This is a genomic window from uncultured Coprobacter sp. (genome assembly GCF_947855755.1).
Lineage (GTDB): Bacteria > Bacteroidota > Bacteroidia > Bacteroidales > Coprobacteraceae > Coprobacter.
The window spans coordinates 1-23824 of record NZ_CANUAR010000028.1; the positions used below are offsets into that span (position 1 = coordinate 1).

Annotated in this window: 34 protein-coding genes and 1 pseudogene; 15 read left to right on the plus strand and 20 right to left on the minus strand. The window is 40.2% G+C overall.

Annotation, left to right across the window (positions count from 1 at the left end):
- From Q0093_RS12675 to Q0093_RS12735, 13 genes and pseudogenes are all read right to left on the minus strand, one after another.
- Positions 1 to 608: pseudogene (locus tag Q0093_RS12675) on the minus strand (hypothetical protein); the annotation flags it as partial.
- Positions 601 to 828 carry a hypothetical protein gene (locus Q0093_RS12680; RefSeq protein WP_297931073.1) on the minus strand — a complete coding sequence of 76 codons (228 nt, stop codon included), beginning with the start codon at positions 826 to 828 and terminating at the stop codon, positions 601 to 603. The pseudogene Q0093_RS12675 and the gene Q0093_RS12680, both read right to left, overlap by 8 nt.
- 113 nt (positions 829 to 941) lie before the next feature.
- On the minus strand, positions 942 to 1097 hold the full coding sequence (locus Q0093_RS12685) for a hypothetical protein (RefSeq protein ID WP_297931076.1): 156 nt from the start codon (positions 1095 to 1097) through the stop codon (positions 942 to 944).
- A complete protein-coding gene (locus Q0093_RS12690) occupies positions 1094 to 1351 on the minus strand; it encodes a hypothetical protein (RefSeq protein ID WP_297931079.1) in 258 nt (85 codons plus the stop codon). The genes Q0093_RS12685 and Q0093_RS12690 overlap by 4 nt, the downstream gene beginning before the upstream one ends.
- A gap of 16 nt (positions 1352 to 1367) precedes the next feature.
- The gene (locus Q0093_RS12695; RefSeq protein ID WP_297931082.1) at positions 1368 to 1694 is read right to left on the minus strand and encodes a hypothetical protein; all 327 of its coding nucleotides are present in this window, start codon (positions 1692 to 1694) and stop codon (positions 1368 to 1370) included.
- 29 nt (positions 1695 to 1723) lie between these two features.
- Positions 1724 to 2014 carry a hypothetical protein gene (locus Q0093_RS12700; protein WP_297931085.1) on the minus strand — a complete coding sequence of 97 codons (291 nt, stop codon included), beginning with the start codon at positions 2012 to 2014 and terminating at the stop codon, positions 1724 to 1726.
- Complete coding sequence (locus Q0093_RS12705) at positions 1980 to 2288, minus strand: hypothetical protein (protein ID WP_297931088.1); 309 nt, start codon at positions 2286 to 2288, stop codon at positions 1980 to 1982. Before Q0093_RS12705 ends, Q0093_RS12700 begins: the two co-directional genes overlap by 35 nt.
- Before the next feature lies 1 nt (position 2289).
- Positions 2290 to 2736 carry a hypothetical protein gene (locus Q0093_RS12710; RefSeq protein ID WP_297931091.1) on the minus strand — a complete coding sequence of 149 codons (447 nt, stop codon included), beginning with the start codon at positions 2734 to 2736 and terminating at the stop codon, positions 2290 to 2292.
- A 106-nt stretch (positions 2737 to 2842) separates the two neighbouring features.
- Complete coding sequence (locus Q0093_RS12715) at positions 2843 to 4255, minus strand: DNA cytosine methyltransferase (protein WP_297931093.1); 1413 nt, start codon at positions 4253 to 4255, stop codon at positions 2843 to 2845.
- Positions 4248 to 4667 (minus strand): pyrimidine dimer DNA glycosylase/endonuclease V, encoded by a 420-nt coding sequence (locus tag Q0093_RS12720; RefSeq protein WP_297931096.1) that lies wholly within the window; start codon positions 4665 to 4667, stop codon positions 4248 to 4250. Before Q0093_RS12720 ends, Q0093_RS12715 begins: the two co-directional genes overlap by 8 nt.
- 178 nt (positions 4668 to 4845) lie before the next feature.
- A complete protein-coding gene (locus tag Q0093_RS12725) occupies positions 4846 to 5088 on the minus strand; it encodes a hypothetical protein (RefSeq protein WP_297931098.1) in 243 nt (80 codons plus the stop codon).
- Positions 5078 to 5275, minus strand: a complete 198-nt coding sequence (locus Q0093_RS12730) for a hypothetical protein (protein WP_297931100.1) — start codon at positions 5273 to 5275, stop codon at positions 5078 to 5080. The genes Q0093_RS12725 and Q0093_RS12730 overlap by 11 nt, the downstream gene beginning before the upstream one ends.
- Entirely contained in the window at positions 5275 to 5490 is a 216-nt protein-coding gene (locus Q0093_RS12735) for a hypothetical protein (RefSeq protein ID WP_297931103.1), read from the minus strand. Before Q0093_RS12735 ends, Q0093_RS12730 begins: the two co-directional genes overlap by 1 nt.
- A 178-nt stretch (positions 5491 to 5668) precedes the next feature.
- Between Q0093_RS12735 and Q0093_RS12740 the strand changes: the two genes are divergently transcribed.
- From Q0093_RS12740 to Q0093_RS12755, 4 genes are all read left to right on the plus strand, one after another.
- On the plus strand, positions 5669 to 5887 hold the full coding sequence (locus tag Q0093_RS12740; RefSeq protein WP_297931105.1) for a helix-turn-helix transcriptional regulator: 219 nt from the start codon (positions 5669 to 5671) through the stop codon (positions 5885 to 5887).
- A gap of 183 nt (positions 5888 to 6070) precedes the next feature.
- A complete protein-coding gene (locus tag Q0093_RS12745) occupies positions 6071 to 6574 on the plus strand; it encodes a hypothetical protein (protein ID WP_297931108.1) in 504 nt (167 codons plus the stop codon).
- Positions 6534 to 7229 (plus strand): CHC2 zinc finger domain-containing protein, encoded by a 696-nt coding sequence (locus Q0093_RS12750; RefSeq protein ID WP_297931111.1) that lies wholly within the window; start codon positions 6534 to 6536, stop codon positions 7227 to 7229. Before Q0093_RS12745 ends, Q0093_RS12750 begins: the two co-directional genes overlap by 41 nt.
- Positions 7226 to 8245 (plus strand): DnaB-like helicase C-terminal domain-containing protein, encoded by a 1020-nt coding sequence (locus Q0093_RS12755; RefSeq protein WP_297931113.1) that lies wholly within the window; start codon positions 7226 to 7228, stop codon positions 8243 to 8245. The genes Q0093_RS12750 and Q0093_RS12755 overlap by 4 nt, the downstream gene beginning before the upstream one ends.
- 18 nt (positions 8246 to 8263) lie before the next feature.
- Here Q0093_RS12755 and Q0093_RS12760 read toward each other — a convergent pair whose 3' ends face one another.
- From Q0093_RS12760 to Q0093_RS12790, 7 genes are all read right to left on the minus strand, one after another.
- Positions 8264 to 8704 (minus strand): hypothetical protein, encoded by a 441-nt coding sequence (locus tag Q0093_RS12760; protein WP_297931116.1) that lies wholly within the window; start codon positions 8702 to 8704, stop codon positions 8264 to 8266.
- 17 nt (positions 8705 to 8721) lie between these two features.
- On the minus strand, positions 8722 to 9048 hold the full coding sequence (locus tag Q0093_RS12765; protein WP_297931118.1) for a hypothetical protein: 327 nt from the start codon (positions 9046 to 9048) through the stop codon (positions 8722 to 8724).
- 97 nt (positions 9049 to 9145) lie between these two features.
- Positions 9146 to 9769: a hypothetical protein gene (locus Q0093_RS12770; RefSeq protein WP_297931120.1), complete on the minus strand. Its 624-nt coding sequence runs from the start codon at positions 9767 to 9769 to the stop codon at positions 9146 to 9148.
- 62 nt (positions 9770 to 9831) lie between these two features.
- Complete coding sequence (locus Q0093_RS12775; RefSeq protein ID WP_297931123.1) at positions 9832 to 10149, minus strand: DUF2958 domain-containing protein; 318 nt, start codon at positions 10147 to 10149, stop codon at positions 9832 to 9834.
- Between the two features lie 776 nt (positions 10150 to 10925).
- Complete coding sequence (locus Q0093_RS12780; RefSeq protein ID WP_297931126.1) at positions 10926 to 11228, minus strand: hypothetical protein; 303 nt, start codon at positions 11226 to 11228, stop codon at positions 10926 to 10928.
- A gap of 218 nt (positions 11229 to 11446) precedes the next feature.
- Entirely contained in the window at positions 11447 to 12142 is a 696-nt protein-coding gene (locus tag Q0093_RS12785; RefSeq protein WP_297931128.1) for a hypothetical protein, read from the minus strand.
- 37 nt (positions 12143 to 12179) lie between these two features.
- On the minus strand, positions 12180 to 13448 hold the full coding sequence (locus Q0093_RS12790) for a hypothetical protein (protein WP_297931131.1): 1269 nt from the start codon (positions 13446 to 13448) through the stop codon (positions 12180 to 12182).
- A 917-nt stretch (positions 13449 to 14365) separates the two neighbouring features.
- On the opposite strand from Q0093_RS12790, the gene Q0093_RS12795 reads away from it, so the two are divergent.
- From Q0093_RS12795 to Q0093_RS12845, 11 genes are all read left to right on the plus strand, one after another.
- Positions 14366 to 14833, plus strand: coding sequence for a hypothetical protein (locus Q0093_RS12795; RefSeq protein WP_297931133.1), 468 nt, complete (start codon positions 14366 to 14368; stop codon positions 14831 to 14833).
- Between the two features lie 267 nt (positions 14834 to 15100).
- A complete protein-coding gene (locus tag Q0093_RS12800; protein ID WP_297931136.1) occupies positions 15101 to 15442 on the plus strand; it encodes a hypothetical protein in 342 nt (113 codons plus the stop codon).
- The gene (locus Q0093_RS12805; RefSeq protein ID WP_297931139.1) at positions 15439 to 17412 is read left to right on the plus strand and encodes a hypothetical protein; all 1974 of its coding nucleotides are present in this window, start codon (positions 15439 to 15441) and stop codon (positions 17410 to 17412) included. The genes Q0093_RS12800 and Q0093_RS12805 overlap by 4 nt, the downstream gene beginning before the upstream one ends.
- A 359-nt stretch (positions 17413 to 17771) precedes the next feature.
- A complete protein-coding gene (locus Q0093_RS12810; protein ID WP_297931142.1) occupies positions 17772 to 19208 on the plus strand; it encodes a phage portal protein in 1437 nt (478 codons plus the stop codon).
- Positions 19209 to 19272: 64 nt separating this feature from the next.
- A complete protein-coding gene (locus tag Q0093_RS12815; RefSeq protein WP_297931145.1) occupies positions 19273 to 19758 on the plus strand; it encodes a hypothetical protein in 486 nt (161 codons plus the stop codon).
- Between the two features lie 14 nt (positions 19759 to 19772).
- Positions 19773 to 20156, plus strand: a complete 384-nt coding sequence (locus Q0093_RS12820; RefSeq protein ID WP_297931147.1) for a hypothetical protein — start codon at positions 19773 to 19775, stop codon at positions 20154 to 20156.
- A 2-nt stretch (positions 20157 to 20158) separates the two neighbouring features.
- The gene (locus tag Q0093_RS12825) at positions 20159 to 21199 is read left to right on the plus strand and encodes a major capsid protein (RefSeq protein WP_297931149.1); all 1041 of its coding nucleotides are present in this window, start codon (positions 20159 to 20161) and stop codon (positions 21197 to 21199) included.
- Between the two features lie 385 nt (positions 21200 to 21584).
- Complete coding sequence (locus Q0093_RS12830) at positions 21585 to 22160, plus strand: hypothetical protein (protein WP_297931152.1); 576 nt, start codon at positions 21585 to 21587, stop codon at positions 22158 to 22160.
- Positions 22135 to 22734 (plus strand): hypothetical protein, encoded by a 600-nt coding sequence (locus Q0093_RS12835; protein WP_297931155.1) that lies wholly within the window; start codon positions 22135 to 22137, stop codon positions 22732 to 22734. Before Q0093_RS12830 ends, Q0093_RS12835 begins: the two co-directional genes overlap by 26 nt.
- Positions 22727 to 23200, plus strand: a complete 474-nt coding sequence (locus tag Q0093_RS12840) for a hypothetical protein (protein ID WP_297931158.1) — start codon at positions 22727 to 22729, stop codon at positions 23198 to 23200. Before Q0093_RS12835 ends, Q0093_RS12840 begins: the two co-directional genes overlap by 8 nt.
- A gap of 12 nt (positions 23201 to 23212) precedes the next feature.
- Positions 23213 to 23821 carry a hypothetical protein gene (locus Q0093_RS12845; RefSeq protein ID WP_297931161.1) on the plus strand — a complete coding sequence of 203 codons (609 nt, stop codon included), beginning with the start codon at positions 23213 to 23215 and terminating at the stop codon, positions 23819 to 23821.
- Positions 23822 to 23824 lie beyond the last annotated feature (3 nt).

The following is a 23824-nucleotide window of genomic DNA, read 5'->3' on the forward strand; positions in this document are numbered from 1 at the left end:
CCATTCCAACCCGCAGAGGCGGCACCATACGCACCCGCAGAGGCGGCACCATTCCAACCCGCAGAGGCGGCACCATTCCAACCCGCAGAGGCGGCACCATTCGCACCCGCAGAGGCGGCACCATTCCAACCCGCAGAGGCGGCACCATACGCACCCGCAGAGGCGGCACCATTCCCACCCGCAGAGGCGGCACCATTCCAACCCGCAGAGGCGGCACCATTCTCACCCGCAGAGGCTTGCTTCGGGTCTATATTTTCAAAAGTGGTTCTTGATTTTATAAAATCAAAATGCAACCTTACAATTTTTGCAATGTCAAGCCTTGCGCCGATTTTGATTTTAGATGAAGCAACCTTACTCTCGCCGTAGTTATTTCTCGATATTTCTCCGCTCTGTTCTACTTCGTGATATACGCTTTGCCCTGGGGCATAGTGGTTAAAGCAATCGAGAGGGTCTTCACAAGCGTGAAAGCCATTCTCACAACATTTGACATCCCCGCTAATCTCGTATTCTTTACCCTCTTCGTAGTGAAAGCCTCTGCACGTCATATCTTTGTTAAAACCTTTATATGTTTTCATCTTATCTCCTTTATATTTTTTTTCGTTAGTCATCTCCGCATATCTCCTTGACAAGCTCGTCTATCTTGTCTGCCATTATCGACGGGATAAGCTCGTCAAACTCGTAATAAAACGCCATTTTGACCCGTTCCGCGAACTCTTTCACGGCTTGCTTTCTCTCTTCGGGCGTGAGCACCACCGAGCCTTTCGGGACTTCCACCAGCTCCCCGCGCTCGATTTTGTCTTCGAGCTCACCGAGCCTTTTCACAGCCATTGAATAATCAAAAAAAGTATCATAATCCTTAAATTCACCATCTTTTGATTTGTGGTTTTTTAAGCAATATTTAAAACAACCTACACTTTTTTCCGTCAATCTCTTATAGTCTTTCACTCTTCGTCCTCCTTAAAACTTCCAATAGGCATCCAACACCACTTGCCATTGACATTTTGTAATTGTGTGCTTCCATAGCATTGTCCACCGTAAGAACATTGTCCGTTATAACAATACATACAATTACCGCATCCAGATGTTATAGTGTTCATTCTTTGTTCTCCTCATATTTTCCACACGCCTTATCTTTCAGCCGAATATCTGTCGCCGAACAAGAGGAAATCACCCATTTTTCGCACTTGTACCAGCCTTTTCGTCCCCAAACGTATTTCACACAATGCTTGCACGTTTTACAGGTTTTCCCCTCAATCACGCCATATTGTTCTTGCATACGCTTGCGGCGGCGATTACCTATTTTGTTTTGCACAATTTCACAATCATTGCCCCAAAAGTCTATCTGTTTCACTTCCTCACCTCTTTCTTCATTTCTTCACCTCCACGCCGTAATCTTTGGCAATCTTTTTTATATTTTCGATACAGTCAATATACCCTTCTCCGTATTCATTAAATACGCACAAAGGTCGTTTTGAGCCGATTTTTAATACTTTCCCTACAAACTCCCTCACCGTGTCGCTTTGCTTGCGGTAGCCTGCGGAGTAAAGCTCTTTTGCGCTTTCTTCTGCCGCGTGGTCAACATCGTTGTTGTCCATTTCGATATAATCAAAATGTACCCAATAAGTACCGTTTCTTCTTATCGCCTCTTTTACTATGTAAACTAATTCTTCAATCTGTTCTTGTTTTGTTTTCATTTGCTTAACTTGTTCATTTGTTACATTACTCATTTTTTCACCTCAAATGTAACCTCATTCTCGTCAGGTATACTGTCTATAAACTCTATGACATCTGTTATTACACACTCTGCATTTATCTTGCTCATCCAGACAGGCTCATCACTAGTTTCATACGTCCAGCCATTTTCATTCGAATAGTCAAGGCTTTTAACGTATCTGTTCCCTATCTTAACAGTATAGTTTGGAGTTCTATCAATGCCGAGTTTGTCCTCAAACTCATCAAACATTTTAAGCACTTCTTGTTCAGTTTTTATAATCAACCTCCCAATAATCGTCATTAACTTTTTTTATTTTTACTTTTTGATTTGGCAAATACTCGCTTTGCATTTGTAATAATCGCACCTTTGCCTCTTTTAATGACTTAAACCAAGATTTGCCGAAATCTTCGTACCACCACAAAAATGCCTCAAAATCCATATACTCTGACAACTCATCAATAACAAATGCCTCTTTTCCAATATAGCCCACTTTATATTTTGAAATGCTGTTTGCGTAAATACAGTAGACTGTTGTTCCTATTTTAGGTTTTAATATGCTCTCGCCTTGTTTCATCTCACTCCCCCAAAATCTCATTCCTATGCGTAGGCTCTTCATCTTCCCAACTCAACGGCTCAAAGGTGGCGGAAGAACCATGCCTTATACTAATCATATACCTTAAACTTCCCCAACAGTTTTGGCTCTTAACTGGCTTCGACACGAAAGCAACCACATCACCATTCTTATCTCTCACAAACCAATTAAGCTTGTCCATTGCCCTAACATAAGCTTTGTCCGCTTCCGAAAACTCTTTCTTTTCTTTATACTCGCTGTTTGCCCAATGAGAAAAGTTTCTCGCACAGCTCCCTGTATTAAGTGGATATCTTTGTTCGCTGAAATAGCAGTTTTCGCATTTAGTTTCGTCACACGCTTGCAGCCTCATCGTGTCTTTATCCATTGCAACTTCTCCGCATTTACAAACAATATCCAAAATCTCTTTTGCAAACTTTTCTTTGTTTTTCATAATCCCTCCTTAACTTTGGCAAGGGCGGTTGCCTAGTTTTTGCACAAAAAACAACGTATATAATTTTTAGGTTTTATTTCAAACGCCGCCGCCCCGACGGTTGAAGTCAATTAAGTTTCCAGTCAGGCTGTCGCACCTGAAAAGCGTCCCCGCATTGAACAATGTCCGGGTAATTGCTCATCGCCACCCGTATGGCGAATTTGTCGATTTCATAAGCATAATATTTCACGTTTGTGAACCCCATTTTATCGAGGCAATACCGTCCCGTGCCTATGCCGTCATACATCGACAGCACCACGATTTCCTCATCTTTCGGCACGTCTTTCAATGCGTTTGACAGGATATGTATAATTACCTCTGCCGTCCAGCCGTTGCCAAGACCACGATAACCCTGCGTTGCACTTACCGCCCTACAATAATTATCGGGCATTGTTTGAAGCCTACAACATTCGGTAACGGTTGGCTTGCGTATGATATAAAAACCGTCTTTTAGTTTTATCGGGTACTGCTTGTCTTTTATCGTTATTAAGCCGTTGCGGACTTCGTAAACAGGAACTATTTTATTGTTTATTCCTTTCACTTTTTCTACGTTATTCGGACAACTATCAATTATGTATTTTCTCCCGTCGCCGTCTAAACATATTGACTTATTCGCCGTGTTGTAAACCCTTACACATTGTGCGGGTTGCCCGTTGTTGTTACTTGTGTTTTTTGAAATGATTTTGCCAAACAAATTTATATTCTTGTCGCCGTGATAGTAGTCTGCTGCAAGTTCCTCTACTTCAAATGGACAAGCATACAACCCTGTCTTCGCTCCAAGACCGCCGCCGTTTGCCACAAGGTTTACGCTTTTACCGTCAATGGAGTATATTCTTGTTGCTTGACTGCCACTTATCTCACCGCTAGCATTTGGCAAATCTCCAACTCGAACAGGCTCAACAACCTTGTTATTTTCTTGCCAACTGCCATGCGCCGTCAACGTGGGCGACTTCTTGTACTTGCAACCACCTTTATTATTCCCGCGCGGCGTTTGAAAAATGACAGGCTCGGCAACCATAGTATGCCTTCTCCGTTTTAGCGTGTCTTCCGGAATTGCCCCCGCTTCTCGTGTTGTTAATGCGTAACTTTTGTCCGTCCAGCCTTGTCCGCTTTCCAAAATGTCTTTAAGCAAAATGCCCCTGTCTTTCGGTTGTCCGACTTCGCCGCAATTATGGACGTAAAACCGCTGCCTGTTCTGCGCCGATACAAGAGCCGAATTTATCTCGATGTACCTTGCTCCGCTGTCCGGCATAAGCAGCGTGCCGTCCCAAACTTCCAGCCGCTTTTTGATTTCGTCTTTGATAACGTCTTTTGCTGATTTTACATTCTCATACAAGAAAAAATCCGGGCAGAATTTCTGTTTTGCAATCCAATAATTTTTGAATAATTCCCAGCCTTTACCCTTCGGTTCGGTTTCTCTATCTTTTTTTGCAATACTCCAATCTGTGCAAGGGCTTCCGCCGAGTAAAATTTTAATCATTATATTCTCCCTTTTCTTTCACTTTACTTTCAATCTTTTCCCACTCTTCTTCCGTAATACCGCCACAATCATATTTTTCTTGCAAATTGTAGTAGCATTGTCGCAAGTATCTATCGGTCATTTTTTGAGCAAATGGTTTTGCTTCTTTGAAACATTCTTTGTAGATTTCTTTACACACAAACCCGTCAAAATACTCATCAAATTTTCTTTTGTTTACCTTGTAACCTCTTTTTTCTATTTCGTCTATAACTTTTAACCCGTAAACATAGAGGTGAGAAATATCGTACTTATAAACAAAGTTAATCAAAACGTGCTTGTTCTGATTTTTAAAAATGCTGTTAAGTTCTCTCCATTGCCCCAATAATTGCTGACGAGGCAGCACCTCAATCAAATCCGTATGCCACAATCTCATAATTTACCCTCTCTTTTTTTGTTACTATAAGTATATACCACACAATGCACTTTGTCAAGCCTTTTTTAAATAATATAGCGTGGCGGTCGCTATACCATTTGATACTGCATCTGAGAAAAACAATATAATTCCTTTTTTAAAAATATTTTCATCGCACCGCCATTGCGAATGAATCGTATTAAAGTTCCTGCTCTTGAAAGAGATATTCCATTGTTAAATCGGGGAAAAGCTCTCTCTGTATTTTAAACGCTTCCTCGACCGTGAAGTAGTTTATTTTTAGCTTTTTAAGCACAGCTTGATAAGTCAAGCCAAGCACCCTTGCTACCCCAACAGGTGAAATAGGCTGAGAGCAGATAATTTTCTTGCCCCTCTGATGCTTTTGCATTTCAAGAACAAGCCCAGTTATCTTTTCAAATCGCATTTGTTTTCACCTCTATTATTTTGTCTAAGTCTTCGACAAGTGTTTCGCCGACAGTCATAAAAATTCGTCCCTGTGCCTTATCGACATATTCTCGCTGAATAGAGTTACGAATAATTTTGAGCGTTTCGAGGTCGCACTTTTTTATCTCGTTTTTAGGGAGCATTGCCTCGTCTTTCTTGCTTGCCATTACGCTTGCTTTCTCCTTTTTCTGTCTGCACGATTATAGGCAGTCGCACACAAAACGCCCTTCTCTCGTTCGCTTTGACTTGCCACACATACGCCGTCATTGCAAGAATTACAAAACTGACAATAGCCCATTTTGCCGCTCATATCTTGCTTTTCGCTTTCGCTCAACAGCCATTTTTCTTTGTCAAGCGATTTTTGTCTTTCGATATTTTTCATAAAAACAAATCTCCTTTAATCTTTGAATGAGCCGTACGCTCGTCCTTTTCTAACAGCATTATAAATCAAAGTTTACAATCTGTCAACACAATTTTCAAATTTTATTTATAATTTTTATAAGCAGAGCCTTGACAAAAAGGTGCAAAATGGTTTATAGTGGTGCAAAGGGGGTGATACCGTGCAAGATAAACAAAGTTTGATATTCCGTGAAGAACTGTTAGCCTACCGAAAAGAGAGTGGTTGCTCGCAGTTAGAGCTTTCTAAAAAAATTGGCGTTAATGTCAAAACAATCATTGGCATTGAGAAGCAGAGAAAGCAGGAACTCAGATTAAAGACAATCAGCAAGATTGAGAGGTTTTTCGAGCGTGAAAAAGCGACAAAAAAGAATTTTGATTGACCTATGTATCTCTTACTTAGTTAGTACTTCTATCCCACAAGGAACATTTATTTAAAGCAGAGAGTTATTTAAGTGTAGAAGTTCTATACATAGTATAGTTAGTCTTTTATGTGTACGTTCATAGTATATATAAAATAATTAGTACTTAAACATAGTTAGAGGTAGTAATAGAGGGGGTGCAGAATGAGCGACAGAGAGGTAGCAGAGTTGCTCAAAGATTTTATTTTCAAGAACAAAGAGCTGTTTGGGGGCGACATTTCGTCTGTAACCGATAAAAACGGAATTGTCGAGTGTTTGCTCAAAAACAAGGCTGACACGGCTCAGAACAAAAACAAGGGCGTTAAAATAGCGTTTGACACCGTTTGCGACATTATCAAATCGGAATACGGCAAATACGGCTATAACAAGAGGTTTGACAGAACGGCAACAAAGAAAAAGCTGAAAAGCTGTCTTGGGGCAAAAGCAAAGGAAAAGCGGCTTTACCCTTATCAAGTTCTCTATGCGTTCCGTGCCTATTTGAGAGAGTGTTATATCGCAGGCAGAGATGAGTGCTATGTGAAAATGGCTTCGTCTTTTATGACAAGTATGGTTTATGACTATGCTGAACAGACAAACGAGCTGTTTGAGAAAAATATGGAGGAAAAGTATGGCGAAAAATGGCGGAAAGTTAAATTTAGCTATGAGTGAGGCAGTTGAGGCGATTAAGGCAAGAGTTAGCTGTTTTGACGTTGCTCGGCTTGTCGGCTCTGACCTCTCTCACGGCTTTATTCGTTGCGGCTCGGAAAGAACACGAAGTTGTCATATAAAGGCAGACAGTTTTTATTGTTATTCTTGCGGAAGATACGGCGATGTTATTTCTTTCTACCAGCACGAAACAGGTGCTAGTTTTAAAGAGGCGGTGAAAGTGCTAGACAAAGCCTTTGGCATTTTTATCCTTGACAGTGCCTTATCAGAGGCTGAACAAGAGAAAATAAAGCGAGCCGTTGAAAGAAAGGAACAAAAGCGTCGTTATTGTGCGTTTTGGGGGCGTAAGAGCGATTACTGGCGGAATTATCTCATAACTCGAAAAAGAATACTCGAAATGTTGTTTCGCCGCTTAGAACCGAAATGTGCGGCTGATTTGTACAAAAGTGCAGAAAGTTTTGAAACAGAGCTGTTTTTATGCATTGACGAAGCCCTAGATAAATGCGAGGCTTTGCTTGATTGCATTGATGAAGTTGATAAGTCAACATATTTTGACAGTCGATTTGGCTATGCCTTTGATAAAGAATCGGCAAAAGCACGGCACTTTCGGGCAGTAAAAGCACTTTCCGAAGACGATTTTGGGGGAGAAATTTTATGAGTGAAAAGAGAACGTATTTTTCGTTTAAGGAAATACCCTATTACAGAGAAAGCCCATTTAGGGTTTTGACAGGTTTTCCGCACCTTGATTATTTGATAAAAGGTCTTGAAGTCGGAATCACCCTTTTGGTGGGTCAGTCAAATGCGGGGAAGTCAACCTTTATACAAAGATTGATTTCTCAAACGATACTGCAAAAGCAAAAGCTGTTCTATTTTGCAGGCGAACATACGGCAAGGTCATTCAAAAACCTTATTTACCACCAAAACTCTACAAGAAAAGACTATCGCCCAGTAAACTTTGTTGATGCAAACGGAAACGCAACGACAATTCAAGATTGGTATGTTACAGAGCAGAAAGAGGCAGAGCTTAGGGCGGCACTTGACGATAACATTTATTTTTACGGAAACAAGGCGGCAAGAGATATTGACAGCATCTTAAAGGGTATGATTGATTGCCACAAAGAAACAGGTTGCAAGGTTTTTTTCGTTGACAATCTGATAAGCATTGACAATATTTCGAGTAATGTGTTCAGCGAACAAACGGCAATAACGGAAAAGATAAGACAATTCGCATTAAATACAGGCTCGATTGTTATTCTTGTTGCTCACCAAAGAAAAATTGAGAGAAACAGTTTTCGGCTAGACATTTCCGATGTCGCAGGCTCTCAAAATATCTCGAACAAGGCGTATAATGTTTTGGCGATTTATCGAAAAGATATGATACGCAAAAGCTGTACAGACCTTGACAATTTTATTTTGAATCTTGCTGAAAACGGCTTTAACTATGAAAATTGCGATGGCTTTATTGAAGTTTTAAAGACAAAAGGCAACGGAAACGGTTTGGTCGGCATAAAGTATGACGCCGAGAGAAAGATTTACACCGAAGCCGATGTGCTGAAAGAAGTAAAAGCCGATGAGATTTTAAAGCAAATGAAAAAAGACCTTGCACCAAGAGCAAGACCTCGAATAGAAGACTTAGAGCCGATTGATATGGACTTGCAAGAGCTTCCGTTTTAAGGCAAAAGAAAAAGGCGGTTAAAAGCCGCCTCTCTTTTTGTTCTTCTTTTTGTAAATTTCTCGATTGTATTCTTGCACTTCTTTTTCGGTAAGCTCAGAATACTTTTTGCCGAAAAGCTGATGACAAAGCGTATATTCTTTGTGGTTTAGGTCAAGCTCGTTTGTGTCATAATAAACAATAGTTGCTTTCAGCGGCGTAATTTCGGCAGTCAAATTTTTGCTCATTTGCTTCAACTTAAAATATCGTTGATTTTGCTCATTTAAGCAGTCTTTCAGATATTCGATTTTTGCGTTGTCAATGCTTGAAAGCCGGCTGTTATAAATTATTTTTTGTTTTAACGAGTCAATTTTTCGTTTTGTTGCGGCAACCTGCAAGCGGACTTGCTCACGCTCGTTGGTTTTTTTAATTAAAGTTTCTTTTATCGCCGCTATTTCCGCACTTGATTTGCAGGTTTTCACTGATGTTCCCCCTTTTGTTATAGATACTTTATTGCGTACCAAGTCGCAAAATGTTCATCGTCGGCACAAACGTATTCAACAAGAGCTGAATTAACGCTATTTAGCAAGAACTCTTCGTCGGTGAAATCGCCCAAGTAGTCGATAAAATCTTCCAAAAGCCCATTGTCTTTAATGTACTCAATGCAATTTTGTGGGGTTTGCAAACTTTTAAGACAGTCTGGACAGATGCCGTAAAAGAGTTTGTCTTGCGATATTTCGCCGCAATTTTTGCATCTGGTTGCCTCGCCTATGTCTGAATTTCCGCAATACGGACAAACGTCTATTTGTTCTGCCGCCGTTCCCATTCCGTATGGGTGGTTTTCATATTCGTGCTTAATCTCACTTTCGTCAAAGCACTCGCCACAATTAAAGCACATATATTCCATTCTTTGTTCCCCCCCCTTAATAAAAGTTTTTGTAAGTAGCTACTCCGCCACCACTTAATTGAAAGTGATAAAACGGGCAAGAATATGCCTTGTAGCAGATACGCACGCTAGTGACTTTGCCGATTTTAGGTTTTGATTCGTTTTTCGCCTTGTATCTGATTTCGTCCCCGATTTTAATACTGGCAAGATATTCGATAGGGTTTTCTGCGTTTATAAACTTTTCGTAAGTGTGCAATACGCCAGTTTTTGGGATGTTGTGTCTGGCTTCCCATTTTCCGTTGTCAAAAACAACTTGCAATTTGCCGTCTTTTTCAACCTTTTGCCACCCTTTTCCGATGTTAAATACTGGCTCTGCCTTTTTATCGCCCTCTGCAAAAGCCGCAAAAGGTTTCATCTCAATGGTTTTAGCCTTTCTCGCCTTGCTTTCGATTGTCTGAATAGGCTCTATTTCAAGGGTGTAGTCGCACTCAAAAAACTTGTTCGCGATGCGTTTTTCTTCCAAAAGCCTATTATTGAGCATTGTGTTTTCGCCATAAGAGCGGCGAATTTCCTCGATTGTCTTGATTTCCTCGATAATGCCCGATTTTGCCTTTTCAAATTTGCCCTCACTGTTTGCCTTTTTGCCAAAAAATTTTTTCATTGTCTTTACCTCCGTTTAATAAATAATATTGTGGTGTGTGTTATTTTTTTAGTAAGTATACATCAACGAGCATACTCTTTAACTCTTGCGTGGTCGTCAATATACAAATCTCTTTCAAGTGGCATTTTAAAAACACCTATTCTTGCGTTTTCAATTTCGCTGAGCATTATGTAGCCCCACTCCCATTCAGTGATGTGCATATAGCCGTACAAAAGCCAGTCGCCATCATCTTGTTTTTCCGCCTCTGTAATAAGCCACGTTCCAGAGCCGTATGGGTTGAAATACTTAACAATAATTTCGGCTTCTTGCCCTTTTCCGTCTTGTGAGTAAAGCGGAAATTTCTTTGCCTTGTTTTCAATGCTTTTTGTCCAAAGTTTCATTTTTTACCCCCTTTTAGGTTGCCCCTTTGTTTTTCTAATTGCATTTTAGCAGATTATACTTTAATTGTCAAGCATTATTTTTAAAAAATGTTTAAGATTTTATTTTTTTGCTTTGTCGCCTTGCCTCGCATTTAAGGTTCTCTTGCTGTTTTTCCGCCGAAAAGCCCTCTGACGGCACTCTTGCCCAGTTTTGCCACTCTCGCCGCTCTCAGCCCCGTTTCTCCGCCCCTATATTTATATATTATATATCATACCCTATGTACTATCTTATTTTCTCTTTCCCTATATCGGCTATCATATGATATATAGTATAGTTTTTCCCCCCTTATTTATATTTATATATGTGGGAATTGCTTTTTGTGGACTAGTCAACATAATTAAAAAGTCCAAACTTGTGGTTAGAAAAAGCCAAAAGTGGTCGGAAAATACCCAAAAAGTGGCAAAAAATAGGGCGAAGTGGTCAGAAAAAGCCGAAAAAGCGGTGTTTTTGAGAGTTACGCGACTAGTGTCTAAAAATAGACTAGTGTCAAATAAAAGAAAAGAGTTGCAAAAGCGACGGCAGTAGAAAAAGCCGCAGTTTAGGGCAAAAGCCGTCAAATAAAGGACTTGTGTCTAATAATTTACGGTAGTAGCAAAAGCGAAAGTAGTAAAATAATTGACTAGTGTCGAAAAAGTCGTGGGTTTAGCAAAAGCTGTGAGCAAAAGCCGAGCAAAAGCTCGTGTCGTTCGGGTGTCGTGTTGTTGGCGTAGCCGCAGTTTAGAGAACAGTCGTTCATTTATGCGTACTTCCTAACGGTGGGGCGGTTTTCACGGTGTTTTTGCCGTTCTCTCGTGCCTTGTTTCCGTTGTGGGCGATGTTTTTCCTGCTTGTGTGGGCATATGCATGCATAGTTTTGCCGTTTGTAACCCATTTTACGGGCTTGTTTTGATATCGGTTTGAGGGCGTGCCGTCCGTTCTGCCGGCTGTCTTTTTCTTTCGGTGTGGTGATACGTTGCTTTTTGTTTGCTCGTTGTGTCGTGTTTGTCGGCTTAAAACTGCGGTTGTTTTTAAACGTAAATGGAAAACTGCGGCAGGGCATAAAAAAAGGGGGCAGGCTTTCGCCCGCCTCCGTTCTGTTACTTTTGGAATAAAATAGCCTTTGCTATGTCCTTTTTTGTCGGTTGCGGTTTGTCGCCATATAACGCTAGCAACGCCGCCGCTCTCTTGTAATCTTTTTCGTACTTTTTCATTATTTCCACCCGATTAAATCGTGTATAAAGGTTATAACCGCCACCGCAATGCAAAATAGTATAAAATTCATTTCATTGATATAATGTTGTTGAGTTCTTTTCGGACTTCATATTCCCCTCGGCTTATCTTTTTGCCGTTGTGGTAGTAGGCGGAGGGATAACCGTATTCGCCATAAGAATATGGATAATAGCCGTAACTGCGGCATTCCATATATGAGGAGTTTGAAAAGAAAATCCCGTCTTTTTCGTACCACGTTTTGCCGTAGCGGTGAATTGTGCCGTCTGCGTTAATAATTGCAAGGCGGTTGCCTGACACAAGCAGGTTGATAATCTTATCAAATGCCGCCTCGTCCGTCTGTAATGCCGTTGCGTTGATTTTTGCCGACAAAATCGGAGTCAACAACGTTGCAATAAATGCCGTTGTGTCGGATTGATTTTTAGGGATGTCCAAGTCAAGCATTGAAAAAACGCCGTTATGAGCCACTGCAAACGGAAGATGTTTCAGTTTTGTTTTATTCAACAATGAATAATCGTTCGTTATGGGGAAAGGGTGAGTCAACTCTTCTCTGACTCCGCCGTGAGTGGCAATTCTGAAATGGAAAACTGCGGCATATTCTTTGCTGTTATATTTCAAGGCTTTTTTTGCAAAGTCCGCCCACGTGAGCAGCCCCTTTTGTATTGTTACGCCGTGCCCGTTCGTCCACGCAACGCCCGCCCCGTCTGGATTGCTGTCAAAGCAGCGTTTTAACGTTTTTGTGTCCACTGTCTGATTAAAGTTTTTGACTACAATTATGCACATCTTAGACCCCCCTGTTTGTCTCTCTCAGTTGATTTTCGTACCCTGCCGGAAATGCTCCCTTCTTTGATTCAAAGTATGCTTTCCCGTCCTCTGTCTCCAGGTTTTCGCGGATAAGTCTAGCCGCCTCAATGCCGTTATTGATGTCAGCCAACGAACATTTTTTAACAATTTTTAAAATAGCGTTTGCGATGTCGATTGATGCGATAAACGTTTCGACCTTCAACGTGCTTTTAAAATGTCGCAATTCAACCCTGCCTTCGTGTGTGGAGTTTACAATGTCTGTATGCGATTTAGCGAGATAAGTCGACATTATTTTTGACATACTGTTTCTGCCGTTATAATTCTTTACGGCACAATATGAGCCGTTCGGTCTTCTGCACAATACGCCCAGCAGCCCGATGTGCTTGTACCAAAGATAAGAGAGTTTGATGCAAGCGGTTTCATCCTCAAAGCCAAACGGCGTCAAATCGGCGTTGATGTGTAGCCCTGTTGTATTTATATCGTGTCCAAGATATCCCGCATCCGTGATTTTTTCAAATGCTTTTCTAAAATCGTCTTTATGCTTCACATACCACGCAAGGGAGCGGGGGGAAGTTGCAATTTCAAAGCCGTAGTTTAAGCTTCCGTCTCTCGTGAATACGGCTGTTTTTTTGTACGGCGTAATCGTATTTAAAATCTTGCTGACTTCCTTTATCGTCCCCGCCCTGTCTCGCGAGCTGTTTGCATCCACTTCTAACTCAATTCCAAAATGGAAAAATTTACTTCTGTTTTTGTCAAAATCTATTGTCGGATTGTCTGCGTGATAATCTCTAAACATTATCTGTTCGGCAAAACAAGTCGGGCACATTGCAAGCCCTCCGCTTTTTTTCGTATCCACATCCGCGCCGCAAATTGCACACTTTACTTTGTGGCAACGATGGCGGATGCCTTCCTCGTACAACGCCCCGCAGGTTTTGCACAAGACAACGGATTTTTTCTTTGTTATAAAAAAACGCCGTCCCTGTCCGTCCACAATAAACGCCCTGCCCCTGTCGTCTATGTCCACACTGTACACTTCTGCCGCTATCGCTGGCAATATGTCGCCTGAAACGCGTTTGACTTCTATCATTTGCCCGTCCGTTTCTCTATAAACGCTTGCCCTGCCGTCCGCGGTTGTCCTGAAAATATTCCACGTCAAACTCAATATCGCCGAATCGTATTCACTCAAATAATCGCGCAATACTGACATTTTATTCATCTTTACAATGCTATCCCTTGCTGTTAAAATCATAATTTACCCCTTTTTTTCTTTTTTCATCTTTACGCTGTCGCTCGTATCGTCGCAACAGTCTTGCCCGCGCTGTTTTTGCCGCTCTGGCAGGTTGAACTTAGCTAAAACCCCTTCACGCTTCTAAAACGCCCCGAATGACGCTTTGCCTCCGCCCTAGAAGTCGGGCGGCTGTGTTATTCAGTTGTCATCCTCCTTTTAAATATAGTACCACATTTTACAGGTTTTTGCAAGGTTATACTTGAAAAAAGACAATAAAAAAATGCCGTTCGCTTTTAAAAATGAACCACCCTACCCCTATGTTCATTTTTGGGTCAGAATGGCGGGGGTACTCCCCACCCAAACCGTAGAAATGAAAATATAAAGTATTTGTTCACCAAAAAATTATGGAGAAGATATTGACAGGGCGGCGAGAGGGGTGGTAGAATAGGGAAAAGAGAATAAGAGCGTCCGAAGTGGCAGAGCAAGACGGAGGGAAACTGAATAGGGTGTGGCAGAGCCGATGTCGTAGAGTCTGCTCGGTGGGCTGTGAGACACAAAGCGGCTTATCGTAAGCAGGGTGAGAACGACCTGTTGAAATATTATTCTGGGCGGTTCGTTAGCGAGCAAGAGAGTGCTCGGGGACAAGGGACGGTGCAGAGATGGAAACAGCGAGTGAGTTTTTGGTGTTTGGCTGTTTCTTTTTTTGTGCGGTGTCGGAGCTAATAGGCATTAGTGTTCTGGTGTTAAGCGAGGCGACGGGGGTATGGTAGTACCTAGTTGTAAGCGAAAAGTTCTTAGTTTTAGAGAGTAGTATAATAATATATAATTATATGTGTTGTATTACTCCCTAAAAGGGGACGTGTCAAGAGCTCAGAGAGGATTGGTAGTGTAGTTACTGGTACAGAGAACAAAGTAAAGAGAAGTTAATTTGGTGGGATATGAAAAATTCGTTTTTGCAGGAAATCACTGGTGAGTCTGTTGAAAAATACAGAAATTTGCTTAGTGCGTTGAAAGTTGGTAGAGAGGACGCTGAAATTTTGCAGAGGTACTTGATATCTGAAACTTTCGTTGCTAATCAGGGCTTGTTAGCCTCTTTCTCGGCGAAATTAACAGAAATGATAAATTCACTTGGGAAAATAGGCATAACGCTCGGAATCAAAGAGCCGTCAATTAAAGAGGCACTGAATTATGAGAGGTGTCTTTCTGTTGAGTTTAGAGATGCAAAGGAAACATTTGAAGAAATGTTTAAGCTGTGCGAGTTTCTTTACCACGAAATGAGGGAAATCGTAAATGAGCTTGATTTTCCTATCGAGGTGAGGACAATGATAATGGATTATCAAATATGTTTGAGAAACTATGCGGCACACGATGCGAATCAGGCGTTAATGGGCGGGGCAGGTCTGTAAAATTTTTTAAAATCAAAAAATATAAAGAAAAAGTTTATAAAAGTGTTGACAAGTCTATAAAGGTATGGTAAGATTACAGCGTAAAGAGTTCACAAACACTCTTTGCCTCTTATGCAATTCCCAGTTGAAGCTCTGCCACCCAATTAACCTTCTGCTGGGAGTGGCGGTGAATCACTCACTTCATCGCCAACATACTTTACCCCACGAAAAGGCATATTTTGTAGAGCTCCCTACTTAATATGCCATTTTCCTTATTTAGAGGAGTTTATGACGAAATTTAGCGAAGAACAGAGAGTTTTAATTGCTAGGCAGGCAAATAGCTATGATGCAAAATTTTCTAGTAGCTATGGACACGAAAGGAAGAACGAGCCGTGCTGTTATGGCAAATTAGTTAAGTTTCTAATGTTCAAAAGAGGCTTTTCCTATCAGACTTTTGCTGAGCGGATTGGCATAACGCCGCAAGCACTTAATCACAGGCTTAATATTCAAAAGAAGAAGAATTATAAGCAGGACGAAATAGAGAAATATTGCGAGATTTTGGTTTTTGACAAGGAAGAATTTTTGAAAATAAGCGAAATTATTTGCGGTATGGAAGCAGTTGGCAAATGAAAGAAAACGAGCTTTTTGAAAATCAGAACGAAATTATTGACGAGTTGACTGATATAGTCAAAACGCTTGATACGCTTAGAAAGCATTATAGTCCAAACGGAAGCAAGTTCGAGAAAATGGTAAAGGTTGTTTTGCTCGGCTTTGCTTTTGTTGAGAGGGCTTTTCAGGCGTTAATGAACTATAAAGAGTTTAACAAGGCGAATAGCAGGGTGCACGAAACGGTAAATCTTGACTATAAGATAAGTTTTTTTGCAAATATACTTTATAGCCACGCAAAGGAGCAGTTTAACTTTGGAATAAATTTCCGCAAAGTTTCAGATAAGCAGAAATTCGCTGAGTGGAGAGAAAAACTGTTTATTTGTTCAAAGAAGTTGCTCTACATCGCCGCTCGTTGGGATTTGGAAAAAATGATTGAGGTGTATGAATTTGATATGCCGCAAGAAAAAAGACCATACGAGAAGCGAAAACCTTTGCTTAGTGCCGCCGCATTTTATTTAAACAAAATGAACGCTGTTAAAATGGGCGTTGAGTTTAAGGACGATATAAAGCCGAAAAGAATTATTTTTGCTGTTGAGCCAAACGGAGGGAAATCGTTTCTCGGCAACTACTATTCGGTAATGTCGTCAATCCTTCATTGGCTCTATTATTCTACGAGCGGAGTTCTCAGAATAAGCAACGAAAAGGACAACGCAACTGGTTTTAACTTGCAAATAAGAGGAATACACGAAAATGAAAAAATTAAACTTATTTTTCCAGAGCTTGAAAAGTATTTTGTTGGGAATAAGTGCAAAATCTTTGAAAAAGAAGCGGTCGAGGAAATGAAATATGCCGACTTGGACGCAAGAATTAGGGCTTCCTTTTTTGCACTGTCCATTTACGGCTCATTCCCTTCAAAGCGTGCTTTTGTTGCGATTATAACAGATGACATTTCCAACGGTGTTAAGGAAATGAATAATGACGAAATTCACAAACAGCAAAGCACGATTATTAAAGCCGATGTTTTGGCAAGAAAAGAGAGCGAGGATATCCCCGAAATCTATCTCGGCACTTTCTACAATGAAAACTGTATACAAATCGAAATAATAGACGAGCTTGAACGTAGCGGTTTGCTTAAACAAGACAAGCGTTTCCCTTTTGTTAGGCACACAGAGCATTACAACACCGTTGTTATCACTGTCGATTGCTTTAACGCGAAAGGCGAAAGTCTTGCACCAGACCTAATTTCAACTCAAAAACTTGTAGAAATTCAAAATGGTCTGAAAGAATACGAGTTTGATTTGATTTATAGGCAGAAAAAGGCTAGCAGAACACCAAGAATATTCTCTTACGAAAACATAATGACATACGATGTTTTGCCAGTAGAAGACCTTGAAAAAACGGCTCACGCCTCTCTTGACCCGACAAGGAAAAGTGGTAACGACTGGTTCTCAATGCCTGTTTTTAGGTACAACAAAAAGGACGGCTTTTATTATTTGACCGATGCAATATTTGAGCAGTCATCGCTTGGCATAAACAGCGACCCGAAAAACTTGTTTTTGTCAAAAATAGTTAATTTCATAATAAACAATTCAATAGTTGACCTAATTATTGAAAACAATACAAGTAACACGATAGGAACGCTTATACAAGATAAACTAAAAATGTTGCATTATGATTCTCTGAAAATTGAGGAAGTCTTCGCTGCAAAGTCAAAGGGGAAAGAGAGCAAATTGCAAAGAATTTTGAGCCAAGAAGCAACTATATGCTCAAATATCAAATTTCCGTCAGTTCTCGCACAAAAAAGGGGAAGTGCATTGTATAATTTTATGTATTATTTCACTAGATTCGATAGCAAAGAGAACATCGGCAAGTCAACAAACCCTGATGACGCACCTGATAGCGTTGCAACTTTCTCTGACAAGCGACTTTTTTGCAGAAAAAACAGATTAACGCAAATTGCTGGTGTTTCAAAGGTGGATTTATGGAGATAAACAAAAAATACGTTTGCCCTAAGTGTGGGAAAGAGATTTCATATATCAGATTTTGCGAGGGGAAATCTTTTGCAAGCGGAATAACTGTTTTTTGCAAGAAATGCGGTAGCGTAGTGCCGCTCGAAATAAAAAAAATAAAAAATATTTGAAAAAGGTGTTGACAATTACATTTTATTGTGCTAAAAAAACATTAAAGATATGTTTTTGAGCCGATGAGCCATTTGTTCTCTTGTAACAAGTGGCTTTTTTTTCGGAGGTTTATTTTGCAAAACGGTAGAATTAAAATATTTACAGACCTCATTCCTACTGGCAATATTGAAGAAGACAAGGTTATAATCCCAAAAATAATTGAGCTGACTATGCCTCGTCATCAAATGAATGTTGCCGATATGCAAAGGCTAAAAAACTATTATTATAACAAAACGGATATTGTGAACAAAACAAAAGTACAGCAGTCATCGATAAACAATAAAATCGGGATTGACTATGCTAGCGTTGTCGTAACTACGATAAACGCATATTGTTTCGCAAATCCGCTTACCATTTCAAGCCGAAACCCAGACAAACAGGAAGAGATAAAGGCACTTATAGACTGTCTTGACGACGATAATTATAACCAAAAAACAATGCACACCGTTCTTGATTCGGGCATTTGTGGTCTTGGCTATAAATATGTTCGTCCGGCAACAGCCGAGGAAGAGAAGAGAGGAATGTTTTTTAGGACTTTCTCTGAAATCGACCCGATGACAACATATTGTGTCTACGAAAACTCTCTTGAAAAAGAAAAGGTTTTGGCTGTTCGTTTTTATGAGAAAGAAGTCTACAACAAAGAGTTCAAAAAAATAACTAAGCAAACTGAGTTCGATTGTTGGACTAAATATCATCAATGGCATTTTGTGAAGTCGGGAAGAACATATTATCATACGACATTCACATCTCTCATTGACGGTATGCCTATCGAATTTGATGCCTATCCGATTTTGTATAATCGTATTCCGATAATTGAATACGAAAGAAAGCAGGATAGAACCTCTGACTTTGAGCAGGCTATTGACCTTATTAACGCAATAAACGCTTTGGCTAGCTATCGTGTTGACTTGGTTGAACAGAAAAGCGATTACATTTTGCTGTTAAGAGATATCGACATTTGGGCTGACGGAGCATTGTCTAGGGTTAAAGAAGCCATAAAGGACGGAATCTTAGCTTTTAAAAGCGTAACAGACATAAATGCACCGCAACCAGAGGTAAAGGTACTTGATATTGAGGTGAACCAAAGCCAGCTTCAAACATTGCAAGACTTTTTGTCAAACAAGCTCGAAGAAGTAACTCATATTCCTAATAGAGATAGCAGAACAAGCGGTTCTGACACGGGCATAGCTGTTGAGGGGCGAAATGGTTATCGCTCACTTGAAAATATAGCAGGTCTTGTAACATCTTGTGCTTTGGAATCGGAAAACGAGATGTTTGATGTTATATTGGCTATTTGCAAGCTCAATAGTAACTGCCCATTTAATTCGCTTACAACAAAAGACTTTACTGTTAAGTCCAATCGCAATAAAGTCGAAAATATGATAAATAGCACGCAGGCTTATAGCACGCTTAGAAACTCTGGTATGTGTGATGAAGAGGCTTTGCGTATAACAAACCTTTCTTCCGACCCGATAAGCACAGCAAGGCTTAATAAAAGGGGCAAAGAGGAAGATGCCGCATTTGAAATACAATTTGCGGTAGACCAACAAAAAGCATTGGACAGCATAAAAAGTAAAGAACTTGGCGGTAATACGACAGGGGCTTAAATAAAATAGGGGCGTATTTGCTTTAACTGACTCGGGGAAGGCAAAGTACGAACTTGGAGGTATTATGGAAATTGACGTACAAAAGTTTATAGTTACAGCCGAAGATGGTTCGGTTTCAATCGACAAAGATGGTCTTACTGGCGAAATGCAAAGAGTTATTGATTCGCAGGTGAGCAAGGGTGTTGAGAGTTTTAAAAAGACTTATCAAAAACCAGACGAAAAATACGAAAAGCAAATCAGAGAATTGACACACAAATATAACAGGTCTGAGTGCAAAAACATTTTGCCAGCTGATTTGTATTCGGAAAAAGAAAGAGAATTGCTCTTGGATAGATTTGTCGGAGATGATTTGGCGAAATCGCAAGAAACGCTTACTGCTCTTGTAAAAGAAAGACAAACACTCGATGAATCAAGAAAACAAAAATTGATTGAAACACTTAAAGCTGGTCAGCCAGCACCGAAACAAAAACCTGTCGGCGAAGAACCTAAACCAAACAAGCCGTCTTTCCGTGAAAGGGCAGAGGAAATTAAAAAATATTATAGCAAATAAAGGAGAACACAATTATGGTTAAAAGCGAAAAATTTTTGGCTGAAAACGATATTCTTATCGCACCAGAACTCGCATTTGGTCTTTCGTGTATCGTTTCCGCTACTGGCGTTTCGGCTGGCGCAGACGGCAAAAAAATTATTAAAGCTGGCACACCTCTCTACGCTTCGGCTGATGTTTTGACGAAAAGGTCAACTGAGTTGTCTGTAACAAGCAGCGGTGGTACTTGCTACGGCATTGCAAGGCACGACATCGACGTTACGAATTTGACAAAAGCAAATGCAACACTGCTTATTTTTGGTTTTGTAAACACAGATATGCTCGATGCAACAGTTGTTTCGGCACTTGAATCCGTAAAGGCAACTTTGACTTCAATTAAGTTTATTAAAGGAGATGCTTAATTATGGCAAGTATTTATGAATCGGTTACCGCACCTGCAATAGCGGCATATTATAACGAAAAACCAAAGGAAACCGCCCCTTATCTTTTGGGCGTATTTTTCCCTGACAACAAGCAACTCGGCACAGACCTTTCGTATATTAAAGGTGCAAAAGGCTCTGTAAAACCGCTTTCTCTTTCTGGTTATGATGCGAAAGCTATTCCTATCGGAAGAGAGGGCTTTGAAAAACTTACAACCGAAATTCCTTTCTTCAAAAACAGTATGAATATCAATGAAAAACAGAGGAAAGAGCTGTTGAACGTTCTTCAATCTGGAAATCAACAAGTCATTGATATGGTACTCAACAAGATTTTCGATGATGAAACAACTCTCGTAGATAATGCAGAACTCACTCTCGAACTTATGAGAGCACAAGCGTTGACCACTGGTAAAATCGCATTTTCTAGCAACGGACAAAGCATTTCGTTTGACTACGGCGTTCCAGCGGAAAACAAAGTAACATCCGACTGGACTGCAACAGCAACAGCAGACCCGCTCGCTGATATTACAAGCTGGCAGGATACCATTGAGGCTAATACTGGCGTTAGACCTAATGCACTCATTATGAACTCGACCACACTCAATAAAATGAAAAAGGTCGCTGCAATTAAAAACGCAATTTATGTGTTCGGCGAAGGAAAGGTTACTCCAAACACCTCAAAAATTGTTGAATATCTTGCAAATGAAGCTGGTGTTACCACTTATATTTACAGTAAAGGCTATAAAAATGCAGAAGGCACATTCACTAAATTTATTCCTGATGACACCGTAATTCTGTTGCCTGATATGGCTTTGGGTAATACTTGGTTCGCACCTACGCCAGAAGAAACAGACCTTATGACTTCACCTGATGTTGCAAACGTAAGCGTTGTAAATACTGGTGTTGCTATTACTACTATTAAAGAAACAGACCCTGTAAACGTAATGACAAAAGTTTCTATGAACGCTATGGTTTCGCTTGAAATGGCGAATAGCATCGTCATTGCAGACGTTTCCTCGCTCTAAGGAGTAAATATGTACGAAAATCTCACTGTTTGGAAAGAAACAATGCTTAAAAAGGCTAGCCAACAATTAACTCTTGGCGACCCTGACCAATGTTCAGATAAAGTAATTTTGAATAACTTTCTTGACTTTGGGACTTGCGAAATACGGAAACGCCGTAAACTTTCAAATGACACGGAGTTCTTGCGTGGCTATCACGACTACACGCTGACACGTTTCATTGTCCGCAGTTATAACGAGGGAGGAATAGAGGGTGCTAGAAGTGCAACATCTCTCGGCAATTCTACATCCTTTACCCTCTCTCCGATTGCGGAGTTACAAAGCAACACACTTCAAATAATTTGATATGTCAATTTATAAAAATAAGCCTATTATAATTAGGTTTTCTATGGGCAATACGCTCGGACGAGATAGCCAGCCTGTCTTCTCAGATGATATTGTTATTCACTGTGGGCAGGAAACACCTAGTGGTAACGCAGAAAAAAACGAATATGGTGTTTCTTTTGACTATGACAAAGCAATTCTCGTTAATGCAACAAAGATAACAAGAAACATAAATCAGGAAACAATATTTTTCATAAACGAAATGCCAACACCGAATTTCCCCTATGGCGATTATCGGTTTGTTGGTAAAAGTGATGAGGTTTGCGGAAAATTCAAAATATATTTAAAAAAGACTGTAAATAATGATATTCCTGTGTTATACTATTTGCATACAAGTGGTTTAATCTGCACCTTCCAAATAAACTTTGACGAATCATCTCTAATAGCCTTTTGTTCACTCAATAAAATCCTTCCTTTTAATGAAAATAGTATCATTTGGAAGGCAGAACCACTTGATGTTGATGACACAGAGGACAGAATTGTTTTAATAAACAAAGAAATTGTTGGCTATACAGGAAAATCAAGAAGCCACGTAAAGTTGACATTCAAAGATTATGGCGAGCAAGCTGAGAACAATTAACGGCACAATAAAAACAAACATAGCCGAAAAAGCGAAAGAATGGCGTACAACGACATTGCAAAGAACACGAAAATATGTTGAGCAAGTTGTTGATAGAGTCGGTGAGCTATTTGTTGAGGAAGCAAGGCAAAACCTAATTAAAAACGGGTATAACACCGAGATGTATGCCGCATTTATAAACTACTCGTATGAGCAAAAAGCTGTTGTTGTTAGTTCACCTAGCGGCGATGAACCCGATATAATGTGGTATCTTGAATATGGTACTGGTGTCGCTGGCGATAGCAATCCGCACCCTGAAAGCTATGAAATCGGCTGGGGCTATGCGATAAATTTTGGCACAGGCTCTTGGCGGTATCTTAAAACCTATGATAAGTTGGGTTGGTATTTTACCAAGCGTTCTGAGGACATATACATTGCGGAGGGCGATTTGGTGAGAAAGGGGGGTAAAAGCGTTTTTACAAGCGGTATAACTCCCGTAAGATACTTGTACGATACAATGCTTCGCTTGCCTAACATAATTGAAAAAGCAAAACGACAGCTGAGAAAAGAAAGGAATCAACTAAACAATGGCTAGACTGTTTTTTGAAGACCAAAAAATTTATTCTGCTTATTTCGACCACTTGAAAGCCGTGTTAAAAGAATATGGGAAAGAAAATAAAATTAAAGGCGGCATAAAACTTTATTCGCCAGACGAGATAAACAACTCGATAACGCAATTCCCTTGCGTGAGCTTTGAAATCTTTGGACAACAAACAAACAGCAATGCAACAGACTTTATAGACATTGAGTACCTCTCTCGGTTTTCGGTTGAGATAAATGTTTATACAAGCGGTCTGAAAAGATACGAAAACTGCTTAAACATTTGCAATAGGGTAATACGAGCTCTACAAGAAAAAATGGAGCTTGGGGATTATATTACTAGGGGGCTTATAGTTGTTGAAAAAACAAGAACACCATCCCTGAACGAGGACATTTGTCGTTTTACGGCAAGATTAACAGGAGTTTGTGATAACGCAAACAAAATAATATTACCAAGATAAGGAGAAACAAATATGGCAAAAACAGAATTGGCTAATGCCTTTAATGAGAAAATTGCTATTGGTATGCTTGGAACACAGCTGTTCTGGTTTAACGAAACGACAGGTGTTCTTGACTATGCTATTCCAATTACAGATGACGGCGGCGGTGAATACGGCGGTGATATCGAGAGCTTTGAAGCACCTGAGGCTGACTTGCTCAAAACACCTAAAATCAGCGGCAGACAGACACTTGATGATGTAACATACACCACAAACTACACAGCTGACAGATACAAGAGATGGGGTGAAATCCTTGATGCCACCGTTCCACACACCTTTGTTGAAGTTTATAAAGACCTCTCTGCTCATATTGTAAGGGGAACAGGTCAATACACTGCAAGACAAGGCGACCCGAGAACTATCGAGGCTACACTTGCACCAGAAAATATGGGTTGGGTTGAAAACGTACTGAAAGTTACAGCGGCGGAATTTGCACTTGTTAAGAGTATGTTCAAAAAAGCTGACGACTCTTATATGGACTTTTCTGGCGTTGCCTCAACAACAGACTCGCTTAAATTTAATCTTGACAGCATTCCTGAAAACAGAGAATCGCCTGTTGAAGATGGTAGTGCTGATTTATAAAAA